This is a genomic window from Streptomyces sp. NPDC001634 (assembly GCF_040298185.1).
GTDB lineage: Bacteria > Actinomycetota > Actinomycetes > Streptomycetales > Streptomycetaceae > Streptomyces.
Genome location: NZ_JBEOZU010000094.1, coordinates 1 through 16,541, shown reverse-complemented (window position 1 = coordinate 16,541; position 16,541 = coordinate 1). Strand labels below are relative to the sequence as shown.

At 69.8% G+C, this 16,541-nt stretch carries 14 protein-coding genes; 9 read left to right on the top strand and 5 right to left on the bottom strand.

The features are described from left to right. The first annotated feature begins 209 nt into the window (after positions 1-209). Both groES and groL read left to right on the top strand, forming a co-directional pair. Complete coding sequence (groES, locus tag ABT186_RS39610; protein ID WP_071364926.1) at positions 210-518, top strand: co-chaperone GroES; 309 nt, start codon at positions 210-212, stop codon at positions 516-518. A gap of 149 nt (positions 519-667) precedes the next feature. Then, positions 668-2,293: a chaperonin GroEL gene (gene groL, locus ABT186_RS39605; RefSeq protein WP_351222706.1), complete on the top strand. Its 1,626-nt coding sequence runs from the start codon at positions 668-670 to the stop codon at positions 2,291-2,293. A 116-nt stretch (positions 2,294-2,409) separates the two neighbouring features. Here the strand turns inward: groL and ABT186_RS39600 are convergent, their stop codons facing one another. The 3 genes from ABT186_RS39600 to ABT186_RS39590 form a co-directional block, all read right to left on the bottom strand. Next, entirely contained in the window at positions 2,410-3,117 is a 708-nt protein-coding gene (locus tag ABT186_RS39600) for an ester cyclase (protein WP_351222708.1), read from the bottom strand. A 146-nt stretch (positions 3,118-3,263) separates the two neighbouring features. Beyond that, a complete protein-coding gene (locus ABT186_RS39595) occupies positions 3,264-4,037 on the bottom strand; it encodes an SDR family NAD(P)-dependent oxidoreductase (RefSeq protein ID WP_351222710.1) in 774 nt (257 codons plus the stop codon). An 89-nt stretch (positions 4,038-4,126) separates the two neighbouring features. After that, positions 4,127-4,801: an MOSC domain-containing protein gene (locus ABT186_RS39590; RefSeq protein WP_351222712.1), complete on the bottom strand. Its 675-nt coding sequence runs from the start codon at positions 4,799-4,801 to the stop codon at positions 4,127-4,129. An 80-nt stretch (positions 4,802-4,881) separates the two neighbouring features. Between ABT186_RS39590 and ABT186_RS39585 the strand changes: the two genes are divergently transcribed. Continuing rightward, positions 4,882-5,778, top strand: coding sequence for a LysR family transcriptional regulator (locus tag ABT186_RS39585; RefSeq protein WP_351222714.1), 897 nt, complete (start codon positions 4,882-4,884; stop codon positions 5,776-5,778). A 148-nt stretch (positions 5,779-5,926) separates the two neighbouring features. Here the strand turns inward: ABT186_RS39585 and ABT186_RS39580 are convergent, their stop codons facing one another. Continuing rightward, positions 5,927-6,259, bottom strand: a complete 333-nt coding sequence (locus tag ABT186_RS39580) for a WhiB family transcriptional regulator (protein ID WP_351222716.1) — start codon at positions 6,257-6,259, stop codon at positions 5,927-5,929. Positions 6,260-6,638: 379 nt separating this feature from the next. Between ABT186_RS39580 and ABT186_RS39575 the strand changes: the two genes are divergently transcribed. From ABT186_RS39575 to ABT186_RS39560, 4 genes are all read left to right on the top strand, one after another. Further along, on the top strand, positions 6,639-7,250 hold the full coding sequence (locus ABT186_RS39575) for a response regulator transcription factor (protein ID WP_003948568.1): 612 nt from the start codon (positions 6,639-6,641) through the stop codon (positions 7,248-7,250). 445 nt (positions 7,251-7,695) lie between these two features. After that, on the top strand, positions 7,696-8,271 hold the full coding sequence (locus ABT186_RS39570; protein WP_055493219.1) for a sigma-70 family RNA polymerase sigma factor: 576 nt from the start codon (positions 7,696-7,698) through the stop codon (positions 8,269-8,271). A 294-nt stretch (positions 8,272-8,565) separates the two neighbouring features. Then, on the top strand, positions 8,566-10,071 hold the full coding sequence (gene guaB, locus ABT186_RS39565; RefSeq protein ID WP_351222719.1) for an IMP dehydrogenase: 1,506 nt from the start codon (positions 8,566-8,568) through the stop codon (positions 10,069-10,071). A gap of 134 nt (positions 10,072-10,205) precedes the next feature. Beyond that, the gene (locus tag ABT186_RS39560; protein ID WP_351222721.1) at positions 10,206-11,330 is read left to right on the top strand and encodes a GuaB3 family IMP dehydrogenase-related protein; all 1,125 of its coding nucleotides are present in this window, start codon (positions 10,206-10,208) and stop codon (positions 11,328-11,330) included. 738 nt (positions 11,331-12,068) lie between these two features. Here ABT186_RS39560 and ABT186_RS39555 read toward each other — a convergent pair. Beyond that, the gene (locus ABT186_RS39555) at positions 12,069-13,277 is read right to left on the bottom strand and encodes a nucleotide sugar dehydrogenase (protein ID WP_351222723.1); all 1,209 of its coding nucleotides are present in this window, start codon (positions 13,275-13,277) and stop codon (positions 12,069-12,071) included. Positions 13,278-13,537: 260 nt separating this feature from the next. Here ABT186_RS39555 and ABT186_RS39550 point away from each other — a divergent pair, with 260 nt between their 5' ends. Next, positions 13,538-15,244 (top strand): glycerol-3-phosphate dehydrogenase/oxidase, encoded by a 1,707-nt coding sequence (locus tag ABT186_RS39550; protein WP_351929219.1) that lies wholly within the window; start codon positions 13,538-13,540, stop codon positions 15,242-15,244. A gap of 255 nt (positions 15,245-15,499) precedes the next feature. Then, a partial coding sequence (locus ABT186_RS39545) for a serine/threonine-protein kinase (RefSeq protein ID WP_351929217.1) occupies positions 15,500-16,541 on the top strand: 1,042 nt, incomplete at its 3' end.

Here is a 16,541-nt window from a genome sequence, read left to right as displayed (position 1 = left end):
CGGCAAGCCCACCGATCCGCCGCGCGCCGCAGGCAACTGGCACTCCGCTTGACCGAGTGCTAATCGCGGTCATAGTCTCGGCTCTGGCACTCGCCACCGGAGAGTGCCAACAAAGCGACGGGCAGGTCCGGCACCCGCGACGACGGATCGACCTGGTCGCCACCTCAGACAGTTAACCCCGTGAGATCTCCGAAGGGGGAGGTCGGATCGTGACGACCGCCAGCTCCAAGGTTGCCATCAAGCCGCTCGAGGACCGCATCGTGGTCCAGCCGCTGGACGCCGAGCAGACCACGGCCTCGGGCCTGGTCATCCCGGACACCGCGAAGGAGAAGCCCCAGGAGGGCGTCGTCCTCGCCGTGGGCCCGGGCCGCATCGAGGACGGCAAGCGTGTCGAGCTCGACGTCAAGGTCGGCGACGTCGTTCTCTACAGCAAGTACGGCGGCACCGAGGTGAAGTACAACAACGAGGAGTACCTCGTTCTCTCGGCCCGCGACGTGCTCGCGATCATCGAGAAGTAATTCACCGAAGCTGACTGCTTTGAGCTGCGCCCCTGGCCCCCGCGACTGTTGACAAGCCGGGCGCCGGGGGCGCGGTTCGTTTTTCACCGCGATCGGCGGTCGTTCCGCAAGGACGGCCGAGGATCGCAACGAGAGGACTGAAACGCTCCATGGCGAAGATCCTGAAGTTCGACGAGGACGCCCGTCGCGCCCTCGAGCGCGGCGTCAACAAGCTTGCCGACACGGTGAAGGTGACGATCGGCCCCAAGGGCCGCAACGTCGTCATCGACAAGAAGTTCGGCGCGCCCACCATCACCAACGACGGTGTCACCATCGCCCGCGAGGTCGAGGTCGAGGACCCGTACGAGAACCTCGGTGCCCAGCTGGTGAAGGAGGTGGCGACCAAGACCAACGACATCGCGGGTGACGGTACGACCACCGCCACCGTGCTCGCCCAGGCGCTCGTGCGCGAGGGCCTGAAGAACGTCGCCGCGGGTGCCTCCCCGGCTGCTCTGAAGAAGGGCATCGACGCGGCGGTCAAGGCCGTCTCCGACGACCTGCTGGCCACCGCCCGCCCGATCGACGAGAAGTCCGACATCGCCGCCGTCGCCGCGCTGTCCGCCCAGGACCAGCAGGTCGGCGAGCTCATCGCCGAGGCGATGGACAAGGTCGGCAAGGACGGTGTCATCACCGTCGAGGAGTCCAACACCTTCGGGCTGGAGCTGGACTTCACCGAGGGCATGGCGTTCGACAAGGGCTACCTGTCGCCGTACTTCGTGACGGACCAGGAGCGCATGGAGGCCGTCCTCGACGACCCGTACATCCTCATCAACCAGGGCAAGATCTCCGCCATCGCGGACCTCCTGCCGCTGCTGGAGAAGGTCATCCAGGCGGGCGCCTCCAAGCCTCTGCTGATCATCGCCGAGGACCTCGAGGGCGAGGCCCTGTCCACCCTCGTCGTGAACAAGATCCGCGGCACGTTCAACGCCGTCGCCGTGAAGGCCCCCGGCTTCGGCGACCGCCGCAAGGCGATGCTGCAGGACATGGCGGTCCTCACCGGCGCCACGGTCGTCTCCGAGGAGGTCGGCCTCAAGCTCGACCAGGTCGGCCTGGACGTGCTGGGCACCGCCCGCCGCGTCACGGTCACCAAGGACGACACCACCATCGTCGACGGCGGCGGCAAGTCCGAGGACGTCGCGGGCCGCGTCGCCCAGATCAAGGCCGAGATCGAGACCACGGACTCCGACTGGGACCGCGAGAAGCTCCAGGAGCGCCTCGCGAAGCTGGCCGGCGGCGTGTGCGTGATCAAGGTCGGCGCCGCCACCGAGGTGGAGCTGAAGGAGAAGAAGCACCGCCTGGAGGACGCCATCTCCGCGACCCGCGCCGCGGTCGAGGAGGGCATCGTCTCCGGCGGTGGCTCCGCGCTGGTCCACGCCTCCAAGGTGCTGGAGGGCGGCCTGGGCAAGCAGGGCGACGAGGCCACCGGTGTCGCCATCGTCCGCCGCGCGGTCGTCGAGCCGCTGCGCTGGATCGCCGAGAACGCGGGCCTGGAGGGCTACGTCATCGCCTCCAAGGTCGCCGAGCTGGACAAGGGCCAGGGCTACAACGCCGCCACCGGTGAGTACGGCGACCTGATCAAGGCCGGCGTCATCGACCCGGTCAAGGTCACCCGCTCCGCCCTGGAGAACGCCGCCTCCATCGCCTCCCTGCTGCTGACGACCGAGACCCTGGTCGTCGAGAAGAAGGAAGAGGAGGAGCCGGCCGCGGCCGGTCACGGTCACGGTCACGCCCACTGACGTACGTCGGCAGGCCGTACTGAGGCCCGGCACCCCCCTGGGGTGCCGGGCCTTCCCGTTGCCCTGCTTCTCGAGGGCGCCCTGCTTCTCGAGGGCGCCCTGGTTCTCGAAGGCGCCTACTTCTCGAGCGCGTCGAGCGCACCGAGCTGGGCCATCAGCCCGAGCTGGTCGTGCTGCCACCAGGTCTCGGCGATCTTTCCGTCCGCACCGAACCGGATCAGGGTCATCCCGGTCATGGTGACGTTCCTGCCGGTGGACGGGATCCCCAGGAACTCGCCCGTGTGCGTGGCGTTCCAGGTCCACAGCGCGCAGACCCGGTCACCCTGGGCGATCACGTCGTCGAGCGTGAACGTGAAGTCGAAGGCGTTCCGCCACACCTCGTACTCGCGCCGGAGCGCGTCCAGCCCGATCGTGTCCTGGGCGTTGACGGGATCGTGGCTGTGGCAGTCCTCGGTGATCAGGGCGTTGAGCGGCGGCAGTTCCCCCTTGGTCGCCAGCGTCTCGAAGAACCGCCGGACGTTGGCCACGTACAACTGCTCGTCCCGCACCACCTCCAGATCCGTGAAGGTGGGCATCCCGTCGCAGAGGGCGATCATGTCGTGGAAGATCTTGTCGGTCTCCGGAAGGTTCGAGGTCCGCATGGCCTCCTCGTACGACGGGAACTCCACGATCTCGATGAAGTGCGAGGAGTCGGACCTGTCCTTGCCGATCAGGCTGTGTGTCGCGGTCCGCTTGCCCCCGGTCTGCTCCAGCCATGTGTCCATGAGCTGGTTCATCTCGTCGAATCGGCTGGTCTTACAGTCGATGACCTGCACAAATGTCATGACGCCGCCTCTGGCCCCCCTGGGTCCGGCAGATACGCCCATTTTCCCACCCGAGGGGCGGCGTCACCTGTCCTGCCACGGGCCGTAGTTGTGCCGTGGAGACCGTGCTCGGCCCCTGCCGCGGCCCGTGCTCCGTACTCGAAGGCCTACTGCGGCCCGTACTTGCGCCCCGTCCGCGAGCTGATCCCGCCCAGCAGCGCGCGCGGCGTCACCTTCACCACGCCCATCAGCGCCTTGTACCGGGGGTCCGGGATGGACAGCGACTTGCCCCGGGCCAGATCCGCGAGCGCCGTGGCGACCAGCTTGTCGGCGTCCAGCCACATCCAGTTCGGGATGTTGTCCGTGCCCATCCCGGCCCGCTCGTGGAACTCCGTCCGTACGAAGCCCGGGCACAACGCCATCAGCCGTACGCCGGACCCGGCCAGGTCCTTCGCCGCGCCCTGCGTGAACTGCACGACCCATGCCTTGGACGCACCGTACGTACCGCGCGGTACGAACGCCGCGACCGACGCCACGTTGACGACCCCGCCGCGGCCGCGCGTACGCATCGCCTCCGCCGCCGCGCTCGTCAGCCGCAGTACGGCCTCGCAGTGCACCTTGAGCATCCTCAGCTCGTCGGCCATCGGCACGTCGAGATAACGGCCCTTGTTGCCGAAGCCCGCGTTGTTGACCAGCAGGTCGACCGGGTTCCTGAGGTCGGACAGGCGCGCGGCCACCTTCTCGATGCCGTCGTCGGTCGCCAGGTCCGCCGTCAGCACCTCCGCCTCGATGCCATGGCGGTCGTGCAACTCGGTCGCCTGCTCCCGCAGCCGCTTGGTGTCGCGTGCCACCAGGACGAGGTCATGGCCGTCGGCGGCGAGCCGCCGTGCGAACGCGGCGCCGATGCCCGCGGTCGATCCCGTAATCAGAGCCGTTGTCATGGGCCAAAGATAGTGACCCGGACCGGGGGAGTCCGCCCGGCGGACCGGGCATTTCACCGGCTCCGCCACCAACGTCCCCAGGGGCTCCGTCAGTTCCCGGCCGTGTGCTTCTGCGCGTACTCCCGGGCCGACGCCGCACTCTCCGGGTGCAGAGCGTCGCCTGCCGCCAACAGGCGCGGCAGCAGGTGCCGTTCCGTCGTCGACGCCCGGAACTGGAGGGCGACCGTCACGTCGTGGTCGGGCCGGTGCACGATCTCGATGGGGTCGCCGGACCGTATCTCACCCGGTTCGACCACTCGCAGGTACGCGCCGGGCGCGCCCTTCTGCGTGAACCGCCTGACCCAGCCCCGTTCGCCCAGGTGCTCCTGGAAGGTGCGGCACGGGATCCGCCCGGAGGTGACCTCCAGCACCACCTCGGACCCGATGCGCCAGCGCTCGCCGATCCGTGCGCCGGACACGTCCAGCCCTTCCGTGGTGAGGTTCTCCCCGAAGGAGCCGTTCGGCAGCGTCCGGCCCAGTTCGCGCTCCCAGTCGTCCAGGTCCTCACGGGCGACCGCGTACACCGCCTGGTCGTCGCCGCCGTGGTGCCTCAGATCGCACACGGTGTCACCGGCCACCCCGCTCGCGCCGGTCCCCTTGGGTCCGGGCGCGGCCACCCGCACCGGCCCGGTCACGGGCTGCTTGTCGATGCCGGTCAGGCCCTCCGGCTGGTCGGTGTGGTCGACGGCCACGGGCCGGCCCAGGTTCAGAGACAGAAGCTTCATGTCCGCACGGTAGGGGATGCGCAGTCAAAGCGTCGATGCAATATTCGCCGCCGTATCCAAGATGCGCTTATGCTCACAGGGTGATCGAGGCCCGACATCTCCGCGTGCTGCGCGCCGTGGCCGCCACCGGTTCCTTCTCCGCGGCGGGGCGCGAGCTGGGCTGCACCCAGCCCGCCGTCAGCCAGCAGATGAAGGCGCTGGAGGCGTCCGTCGGCACACCGCTGCTGATCCGCAGCGGCCGTGAGATGCGTCTGACGCAGGCCGGCGAGGCGCTGGTGCGGCATGCGGCGGGCATCCTCGCGGGGCTGACGGCCGCCGAGGAGGAGGTCGCCGCCATCGCCGGACTGCGCGCCGGCCGCGTCCGCCTCGTCTCCTTCCCGAGCGGCAGCTCCACGCTCGTCCCGGCCGCGCTCGCCGCCCTGCGGGCCGCGCACCCCGGCACCCGGGTCTCCCTGGAGGAGGCCGAGCCGCCCGAGTCCGTCGAGAAACTGCGGGCCGGAGACTGCGACATCGCGCTCGCCTTCCGCTACGAGGGGGCGGCCGGCGCCGAGGAGTGGGACGACCTGGTCGTACGGCCCCTGCTCGTCGACCGGCTGGTCGGGCTCGTCCCCGACCGGCACCGGCTGGCGCGCGCGGAGTCGGTCGCGATCGGCGAGCTCGCCGGCGAGCCCTGGATCGCGGGCTGTCCGCGTTGCCGGGGGCAGCTGGTGGAGGTGTGCGAGAGCGCCGGCTTCACTCCGCGCATCGATTTTGCGACCGACGACTATCCGGCGGTGGTCGGCCTGGTCGGCGCCGGCCTCGGCGTGGCGGTCCTGCCGCAGCTCGCGATCGAGTCCGTACGTCCCAGGGGTGCGCGCCCGGTGGCGCTGGAACCCGCGGTGCGGCGGGAGATCGTCGCCCTGACCCTGCCGGACCTGGCACATGTGCCGGCGGTGGCGGCGACGCTGGGAGAGCTGGCGCGGGCGGCTGTGCGCTAGGGCACTCCACCCTGCCTCAACAGGGGTCACTCCACCCTGCTGGAGAGGGGGCGTCGGCCCTCGGATGGGGGTACCTCACCCCAAAGATGGGGTGCCTCACCCCAAAAATGGGCACGCTCGTGCGTGCCCGTCGTGCAAAAACGTTCCTTCAGTTGTTCGAGGCGGCGGTGCCCCCGCTGGTCGTCGATGCCGGCACCAGCCGGTTGCGTGCTCGTCCCATGAGCTCTTCGCGTTCGTCCTCGGTCAGTCCACCCCATACGCCGTACGGCTCGCGCACCGCCAGTGCGTGTGCCGCACACTCCGCGCGCACGGGGCACCTCATGCAGACCTCTTTGGCCGAGTTCTCGCGAGCGCTCCGGGCTGCACCGCGCTCACCCTCCGGATGGAAGAAGAGCGAGCTGTCGACCCCACGGCAGGCCGCATGGAGCTGCCAGTCCCAGAGGTCCGCGTTCGGACCGGGAAGGCGGGAGAAATCTGCCATTGCGTGTCCCCTTGTTGCCGTTATGGGCGGATATGCACCTCCGACCGTACATCGACGATCTTAGGAGATGAAAATATGACTCATTGCGAATCTAGCTCCAGACACCACCTAACGGGAAGAAAAGCGGCTAAATGGGGCATAGGTTGTGATGAAAGTTCGAGGGTCCGCCGCGCATGTCTGCACCGTGTCCGCACCCTCACGTACAGTGCCGAAGATGGCTTGCTGCACCGTAACTCTTTCGAGTGACCATCGTTGAGAGTGCGGAGGCGGTTGAAAACACAAGCGCTCGGGCAGGCGTCCGAGGGCGTCGACCGCACAGGTGACGATTCGTACCAGCCTGGAGGCTCAAGGTGACGCGCATCAGCTGCGGAGGGCGGTCATGACATCCGTCCTCGTCTGCGACGACTCCCCGCTTGCCCGAGAGGCGCTCCGCCGCGCGGTGGCGACCGTGCCCGGCGTCGAGCGCGTGACGACGGCGGCCAACGGCGAGGAAGTCCTCCGCCGCTGGGGGGCCGACCGCTCGGACCTGATTCTGATGGACGTACGCATGCCCGGTCTGGGCGGCGTCGAGACGGTGCGGCGGCTGCTGTCCGCCGACCCCGGTGCGCGCATCATCATGCTCACCGTCGCCGAGGACCTGGACGGGGTGGCGCTCGCGGTCGCCGCCGGCGCGCGCGGCTATCTGCACAAGGACGCATCGCGCGCGGAGCTGCGGGCGACCGTCACGCAGGCCCTCGCCGACCCGACCTGGCGGCTCGCCCCGCGTCGGCTGCGCTCGGCCGAGATGGGCGCCGCGCCGACGCTCACCGCGCGTGAGATCCAGGTGCTCGAGGGCATGAGCCACGGCCGTTCCAACGCGGAGATCGGCCGCGAGCTGTTCCTCTCCGAGGACACCGTGAAGACGCACGCCCGGCGACTGTTCAAGAAGCTCGGCGCCTCGGACCGCGCGCACGCGGTGGCGCTCGGCTTCCGGTGGGGCCTGGTCCGCTGAGTGGATCATCGCGGGGGTACGCGGATCCCCGCCTGCCGCTCGGTGGGCGGGGCGCGGCCCAGGGAGGTTCGGGCATGTCCCGAACGACGCGGGAACGCATGTCGCGAACGACGCGGGAACGCATGTCGCGAACGACGCGGGAACGCATGTCGCGAACGACGCGGGAACGCATGTCGCGAACGGCGCGGGAACGCATGTCGCGAACGGCGCGGGAACGCTCCCGCACGTCCCTGGAGCCGCTTGGCAATGGGGCCCGCCGGGTGCCCGCTGCTCGTTTCGCCGCGGATGCCGCATCCTTGGAGGTGTGGAGTTCCTCGGGGACGAGTCGATCGAGCGGGAGGGGAGGGCGCAGGAGATGAGTTCCGGCGCACCTGCTCATAACGCTTCGGTGCACAACTACGGACGCGGTGCCACGGATCGGACCACGCCAAGGCACCATGGACCGATGCGCGACGACGAGACAACGCTGATCGGTGCGCTCGTCCATCGCGCCGTCGACGGCGACGAGCAGGCGACCCATGACCTGCTCGCCCGCGTTCACCCTCTGGCCCTGCGCTACTGCCGTACGCGCCTGTCCAGACTGCCCGGCGATGCCCGTCACTTCGTCGAGGACCTGGCCCAGGAGGTCTGCGTCGCGGTCCTCCTCGCGCTGCCGCGCTACAAGGACACCGGCCGCCCCTTCGAGGCGTTCGTCTTCGCGATCGCCGCGCACAAGGTCGCCGATCTGCAGCGCGCGGCGATGCGGCACCCCGGTTCGACGGCGGTCCCGTCGGACGAGATGCCGGAACGCCCGGACGATTCCCTGGGCCCCGAGGAGCGGGCGCTGCTGAGCAGCGACGCCGAGTGGGCCAAGAAGCTCCTGGCCAACCTCCCCGAGAACCAGCGCGAGCTGCTTCTGCTGCGGATCGCGGTGGGCTTGACGGCGGAGGAGACGGGTCAGATGTTGGGAATGTCACCGGGAGCGGTGAGGGTGGCGCAGCACAGGGCACTGAGCAGGCTGCGGGCGCTGGCCGAGCAGTAGCGGGTTCTTTTCCGCCGCAACGGCGATCAGCCACGACGGTGCAGTTCGGCGGTGCAGTTCGGCGGTGCAGTTCGGCGGTGCAGTTCGGCGGTGCAGTTCGGCGGTGCAGTTCGGCGGTGCCGAACCATGCTCAGCCTCTGGGCACGCGGCCCCCGGGCCCCCTATGAACAGGCCGAACACGGACTCCGTACGAACATACGAAGCCGGGGGCCACCCCGAACCGTGGAATGAGAGACCCATGCTTCCCGTTAGCATGGACATCCGCACCGATCAAGGCCATTTGGGGAAGGTGTCATGACTGCCAACGTCGACGGAGTGCCCGGAAAATTCGCGACACTCGGGCTGACCTACGACGACGTGCTGCTGCTGCCGGGCGCATCCGAGGTGCTCCCCAACGCGGTCGACACCTCGTCCCGTATTTCCCGCAACGTGCGTGTCAACATCCCGCTGCTGTCGGCGGCGATGGACAAGGTGACCGAGTCCCGCATGGCGATCGCGATGGCCCGGCTGGGCGGCGTCGGTGTGCTGCACCGCAACCTCTCCGTCGAGGACCAGGTCAACCAGGTCGACCTGGTGAAGCGGTCCGAGTCCGGCATGGTCACCGACCCGATCACGGTGCGCCCCGAGGCCACGCTCGCCGAGGCGGACGCCCTGTGCGCCAAGTTCCGCATCAGCGGTGTCCCGGTCACCGACCCGGCCGGCAAGCTGCTGGGCATCGTCACCAACCGCGACATGGCCTTCGAGTCCGACCGGAGCCGTCAGGTCCGCGAGGTCATGACGCCGATGCCGCTGGTCACCGGCAAGGTCGGCATCTCGGGCACCGAAGCCATCGAACTGCTGCGCAAGCACAAGATCGAGAAGCTGCCCCTGGTCGACGATGCGGGCATCCTCAAGGGCCTCATCACGGTCAAGGACTTCGTCAAGGCGGAGAAGTACCCCAACGCCGCCAAGGACGCCGAGGGCCGCCTGCTCGTCGGTGCCGCCGTCGGCGCCAGCCCCGAGGCGCTGGAGCGCGCCCAGGCGCTCGCCGAGGCCGGTGTGGACTTCCTGGTCGTCGACACCTCGCACGGCCACAACAGCAACGCCCTCAGCTGGATGTCGAAGATCAAGTCGAGCGTGAACGTCGACGTGATCGGCGGCAACGTCGCCACCCGCGACGGCGCCCAGGCGCTCATCGACGCCGGTGTCGACGGCATCAAGGTGGGTGTCGGCCCGGGGTCGATCTGCACCACCCGAGTGGTCGCCGGTATCGGCGTCCCGCAGGTCACGGCCATCTACGAGGCCTCCCTCGCCGCCCGTCCGGCGGGCATCCCGCTGATCGGCGACGGCGGTCTGCAGTACTCCGGCGACATCGGCAAGGCGCTCGCCGCCGGTGCCGACACGGTGATGCTGGGCAGCCTCCTCGCGGGCTGCGAGGAGTCGCCGGGCGAGCTGCTGTTCATCAACGGCAAGCAGTTCAAGTCGTACCGCGGCATGGGATCGCTCGGTGCCATGCAGTCCCGCGGCCAGGGCAAGTCGTACTCGAAGGACCGGTACTTCCAGGCCGAGGTGTCGTCCGACGACAAGCTCGTGCCCGAGGGCGTCGAGGGCCAGGTGCCCTACCGCGGCCCGCTGTCCAACGTGCTGCACCAGCTCGTCGGAGGCCTGCGCCAGACCATGGGCTACGTGGGCGCCGCCACCATCGACGAGATGGAGTCCAAGGGCCGCTTCGTACGGATCACCTCGGCGGGTCTCAAGGAGAGCCACCCGCACGACATCCAGATGACCGTCGAGGCGCCGAACTACACCAACAAGGGCTGACACGCGCGCGGTCGGTACGCCGAGGGCGGTCCCGGAGCCTCCGGGACCGCCCTCGGCGTACCTGCGCGGGGCCGCCGCCGCACCTGTCGGCGATACTGGAAGACGCTGAAACGCATCAGGGAAAGGCCACAGACGTGACTGAGATCGAGATCGGGCGCGGCAAGCGCGGCCGCCGGGCGTACGCCTTCGACGACATCGCCGTCGTCCCCAGCCGCCGTACGCGGGACCCGAAGGAGGTCTCGATCGCCTGGCAGATCGACGCCTACCGCTTCGAGCTGCCCTTCCTGGCCGCCCCCATGGACTCGGTCGTCTCCCCGGCCACCGCGATCCGCATCGGCGAGCTGGGCGGCCTCGGCGTGCTGAACCTCGAGGGCCTGTGGACGCGGTACGAGGACCCCCAGCCGCTGCTCGACGAGATCACGGAGCTGCCCGCCGAGTCCGCGACCCGCCGCCTCCAGGAGATCTACGCGGCTCCCATCAAGGAAGAGCTGATCGGCGCGCGCCTCAAGGAGGTGCGCGACTCCGGCGTGGTCACGGCGGCCGCGCTCTCCCCGCAGCGTACGGCGCAGTTCTCCAAGGCGGTCGTCGACGCGGGAGTGGACATCTTCGTCATCCGCGGTACGACGGTCTCGGCGGAGCACGTCTCCGGCTCGCACGAGCCGCTGAACCTGAAGCAGTTCATCTACGAGCTCGACGTCCCGGTGATCGTCGGCGGCTGCGCCACGTACACCGCAGCCCTGCACCTGATGCGCACCGGCGCGGCCGGTGTGCTGGTCGGCTTCGGCGGCGGCGCCGCGCACACCACGCGCAACGTGCTGGGCATCCAGGTCCCCATGGCCACGGCGGTCGCGGACGTGGCGGCGGCCCGGCGCGACTACATGGACGAGTCCGGCGGCCGGTATGTGCACGTGATCGCGGACGGCGGCGTCGGCTGGTCCGGCGACCTCCCCAAGGCGATCGCCTGCGGCGCCGACGCGGTGATGATGGGCTCGCCGCTCGCGCGTGCGACGGACGCACCGGGCAAGGGCAACCACTGGGGCATGGAGGCCGTCAACGAGGAGCTGCCGCGCGGCAAGAAGGTCGACCTCGGCACGGTCGGCACGATCGAGGAGGTCCTCACGGGCCCGTCGCACACGCCGGACGGATCGATGAACTTCTTCGGGGCTCTGCGGCGGGCGATGGCGACCACCGGGTACAGCGAGCTGAAGGAGTTCCAGCGGGTCGAGGTGACGGTGGCGGATTCGCAGCATCGGCGGTAGGCCGTACGGCATCGAGGGCCCGGACCTGCGCGGTCCGGGCCCTTTTGCGTGTTCAAGTGGCCCTGGTGGGGCGCGTTTTACGGCGGAGGGCGCACGGTTGCGTTCGGGGCGAATGCGCGTCGGTCGGCCGTGCTGAGCCGATAGTGTCCGTTTCCGGCGACCCAGTTCTCTGGGGCGCCCCCTTCCAAGGACATGGTTCCGGACCCCGGCCCTCGGGGCCCGGCCCGAGTTCCGACGTGCCGCTTACCGGGTCTCTGGGCGGCGTCGTGGAAGGGGGCGCGCCCATGGGCCGTCACCGCAAGCCCACCCGCTGGGACCGGATCCGTCTTCGGACGGTGAAGGGCTGGGACCGGATCCGTCTTCGGATGGTGCAGTGCCGGAGGAGGTGGATCTTGCGGATTTTTGGATGGTGAGCGGCCGCCCCTACAAGAACTAGGGGCGGACACTCCGTGAACCATCCTGGAGCCTGCCGCAGTGACCCCTGCGGTGGGCTCCGCTTTTGTACGGTACCGGATCCGCCATCGGGTGGCGCGACGTCGGAGGAGGTGGATCTTGCGGATCTTCGGATGGTGAGCGGCCGCCCCTATAAACACTAGGGGCGGACACCCGTTAACCGGCCTGGAGCCTGCCGCAGTAATTCTTTGCCCGCTGCGGTGAGCTCCACCTGCCCGCACGGTATCGGCGGAGCCGCCCCGTACGCCACCAGCCCCAGCGGCTAAGCCACCCACGCGCCCCCCTTCACAACCGATGCGCCGCCCCCGTAGGCGTAGCCCCCCGCGTATCCAGCAACAACTGCGCCTTCACCGACAACCCCTGCAGGTCATACGTACGGTGCTGCTGGACCAGGATCGTCAGGTCGGCGCCGGCCGCCGCCTCGTAGAGGGAGTCCGCGCGCGGGATCGGGCGGTCCAGGACACTCCACGCGGGAACGTGCGGGTCGTGGTAGCTGACGGACGCGCCCAGCTCCATCAGCCGCAGCGCGATTTCGTGCGCCGGGGAGCCCTGCAGGTCGGCGAGGTCCGGCTTGTACGTCACGCCGAGCAGCAGCACGCGCGCGCCGCGGGCCGACTTGCCGTGCTCGTTCAGGAGCGTGGCCGCGCGCTGGACGACGTACCGGGGCATGTTGCTGTTGACCTGCTGCGCCAGTTCGACCATCCGCAGGCTGCGTCCGGTCAGGCCCGCGAGGTCCTGGGCGACGGCGTGGCCGCCGACGCCGGGGCCGGGGCGGAAGGCCTGGAAGCCGAACGGCTTGGTCTCCGCGCAGCGGATGACGTCCCACAGGTCGACGCCCAGGTCGTGGCAGAGCACCGCCATCTCGTTGACCAGGGCGATATTGACCTGCCGGTAGTTCGTCTCCAGGACCTGCACGGTCTCCGCCTCGCGCGGTCCACGCGCGCGTACCACCTTGTCGGTCAGGCGCCCGTAGAAGGTGGCGGCCGACTCGGTGCAGGCGGGGGTGAGGCCGCCGATGACCTTGGGGGTGTTGGCGGCCCCGAAGTCGCGGTTGCCGGGGTCGACGCGGCTCGGCGAGTACGCGAGGTGGAAGTCGCGTCCCGCGCGCAGACCGGAGCCCTCTTCGAGGAGCGGACGCAGGAACTCGTCCGTCGTGCCGGGCGGCACCGGCGACTCCAGGATCACGGTGGTGTGCGGACGCAGTCGCGCGGCGAGCGTGCGGGCGGCCGCCTCCACCTGGGTCAGGTCGGGCGTGCCGTCGGCGCCGCGCGACGCAGGGGCGCAGATGACGGCGGTGCGGACACGGCCGAGTTCGGCGGGGTTGGTGGTCGGCCGGAAACCCCGCGCGAGCATCCGTCGCAGTTCGGCGGCGGTGAAGGAACCGGCCTCAGGGCCCGTGCGGTACCCGAGTGTGGGGATGCCGGCGGCGACTGCGGCCTGGGCCAGGGGCAGGCCGAGGTGACCGAGTCCGATGACGGCGAGATCTGCGGGCATGGCGTGGGGCGTCCTTCCCGATAGCCGAAGCGGGAGAGGTGCGCAAGCCCTGTGGACAGAAAGAGCGAGCGCAATGTCAGACTAGGGGTAAATATGACCGATTTGCGGGATTGACGGGGTGAATTTCCCCGTGTGTTGTCCACAGGCCCCGGGCGCGTGGTGGCCGAAGTCGGGCATCCCGGTCAGACTTTGGGCATGGGGGAATGTGAGTCGGGCTTCGCTTGACGGGTGGGGCCGGTGCGACATGGCGGGAGGCAGCGGTGAGGACAGGGACACTCGGGCCGGCGCAGCGCGCCGAGTCGCTGGCGGCGATGGCCGAGCGCGAGCTGGACGTGCTGGTGGTGGGCGGAGGAGTGGTCGGCGCGGGCACTGCTCTGGACGCCGTCACGCGCGGTCTGGCCACGGGCCTGGTCGAGGCGCGTGACTGGGCGTCGGGCACCTCCAGCAGGTCCAGCAAGCTGATACACGGCGGCCTGCGCTATCTGGAGATGCTCGACTTCGCGCTGGTGCGCGAGGCGCTGAAGGAGCGCGGGCTGCTGCTGGAGCGCCTCGCGCCCCATCTCGTGAAGCCGGTGCCGTTCCTGTATCCGCTTCAGCACAAGGGCTGGGAACGGCTGTACGCGGGCTCGGGCGTCGCGCTCTACGACGCCATGTCGATGGCCCGCGGACACGGCCGAGGCCTGCCGTTGCACCGTCACCTGAGCCGTCGTCACGCCCTGCGTGTCGCCCCCTGTCTGCAGAAGGACGCGCTGGTCGGCGCGTTGCAGTACTACGACGCGCAGATGGATGACGCCCGCTATGTGGCAACCCTGGTGCGTACGGCCGCGTGGTACGGGGCGAAGGTCGCCAACCGGGCGCGTGTGACCGGCTTCCTGCGCGAGGGCGAGCGGGTCGTCGGCGCCAGAGTGCAGGACGTGGAGGGGGGAGGGGAGTACGAGATCCACGCCCAGCAGATCGTCAACGCCACCGGGGTGTGGACCGACGACACCCAGGCGATGGTGGGCGAGCGGGGCCAGTTCCACGTACGGGCGTCCAAGGGCATCCATCTGGTCGTGCCCAGGGACAGGGTCAGCTCGACGACGGGCCTGATCCTGCGGACCGAGAGGTCCGTCCTCTTCGTCATACCGTGGGGCCGGCACTGGATCATCGGGACGACCGACACCGACTGGAGCCTCGACAAGGCGCACCCGGCGGCCTCCAGCGCGGACATCGACTATCTGCTGGAGCATGTGAACTCGGTCCTGGCGGTGCCGCTCACCCGTGATGACGTGGAGGGCGTGTACGCGGGTCTCAGGCCGCTGCTCGCCGGGGAGTCGGACGCCACCAGCAAGCTGTCCCGCGAGCACACGGTGGCGCATCCGGTGCCAGGGCTCGTGGTCGTGGCAGGCGGCAAGTACACGACGTACCGGGTGATGGCCAAGGACGCCGTCGACGAGGCGGTGCACGGCCTCGACCGGCGCGTCGCCGAATGCGTCACCGAGGACGTCCCGCTGCTGGGCGCCGAGGGGTACCGGGCGCTGTGGAACGCGCGGGCACGCATGGCGGCACGTACCGGGCTGCATGTGGTCCGCGTGGAGCACCTGTTGAACCGTTACGGCTCGTTGGCGGAGGAAGTGCTCGACCTGATCGCGGCCGATGCCTCACTGGGTGAACCGCTCAAGGCGGCCGACGACTATCTGCGGGCGGAGGTCGTGTACGCGGCCTCGCACGAGGGCGCGCGGCACCTGGACGACGTGCTGACCCGGCGGACCCGCATCTCGATCGAGACGTTCGACCGCGGGACGCGCAGTGCCCGGGAGGCGGCCGAGCTGATGGCGCCGGTGCTCGGGTGGGACAAGGACCAGATCGAGCGCGAGGTCGAGCACTATGAGAAGCGGGTGGAGGCGGAGCGGGAGTCGCAGCGCCAGCCCGACGATCTGACGGCGGATGCGGCGAGGCTGGGCGCGCCGGACATCGTGCCGTTGTAGAGGTTGCAGAGAGGGCCGCGGGCGGGCTTTCCTGGGGACTCCTGCGGCTTCTCGTCCCTCCGAACAGGCCCATGCCGTACGCGCATTGATGGGGGATCGGGCCAGGCCCGTTCCCGACCGCTCCGGCGGTGGGGTTCGGCCGAGGCGCCCTTCGATACGGGCCGAGCGGCCGAATCAGGGGCACCCTGGGCGTTGGGCGGTCCGTGCGTGAGGGACAATGGAGGCTCTGTCAGGGCGGGTTGCATGAGGGGACGCATGTCGGAGGCGGAGCGGGCGGGGGAATCCCGTCAGGACAAGAGCGAACGTCTCCTCGCCGGGCGGTACCGGCTGGGAGACGTACTCGGCCGCGGCGGCATGGGCACGGTGTGGCGGGCCAAGGACGAGACCCTGGGCCGCACGGTCGCCGTCAAGGAGCTGCGGTTCCCGTCGAGCATCGACGAGGACGAGAAACGCCGGCTCATCACGCGCACGCTGCGCGAGGCCAAGGCGATCGCCCGGATCCGCAACAACGGCGCGGTGACCGTCTTCGACGTGGTCCACGAGGACGACCGGCCCTGGATCGTGATGGAGCTGATCGAGGGCAAGTCGCTCGCGGAGGTCATCCGCGAGGACGGCCTGCTCGAGCCGAAGCGAGCCGCCGAGGTCGGGCTCGCGATCCTCGACGTGCTGCGTGCCGCGCACCGTGAGGGCATCCTGCACCGCGACGTGAAACCGTCGAACGTGCTGATCGCCGAGGACGGCCGGGTCGTGCTCACCGACTTCGGCATCGCCCAGGTCGAGGGTGACCCGTCCATCACCTCCACCGGCATGCTCGTCGGCGCCCCCTCGTACATCTCGCCGGAGCGGGCGCGCGGGCACAAGCCGGGCCCGGCGGCGGACCTGTGGTCGCTCGGCGGACTGCTGTACGCGGCGGTCGAGGGCGTGCCGCCCTACGACAAGGGGTCGGCGATCGCCACGCTGACCGCGGTGATGACCGAGCCGGTCGGGGAGCCGAAGAACGCGGGGCCGCTGAAGAACGTCATCTTCGGGCTGCTCGCCAAGGACCCGCAGCAGCGCCTGGCCGACGACAGCGCGCGGGCGATGCTCAACGAGGTCATCCACGCGCCCGATCCCAAGGAGGAGGTGCCGGCGGACGCGACCCGGGTCGTGGCGTTGCCGCCCGTGCCGGAGAAGTCTTCGGACCAGGAGACGGCAAAGGGGACTTCCGGCTCCGGGACCAAGCGGGGCGAGGAGGCCGCCGACCGGCTGCGCGGCGCGCTGCGGTCCGTGCGCAAGGCCGCGACGTCCGCGGTTTCGG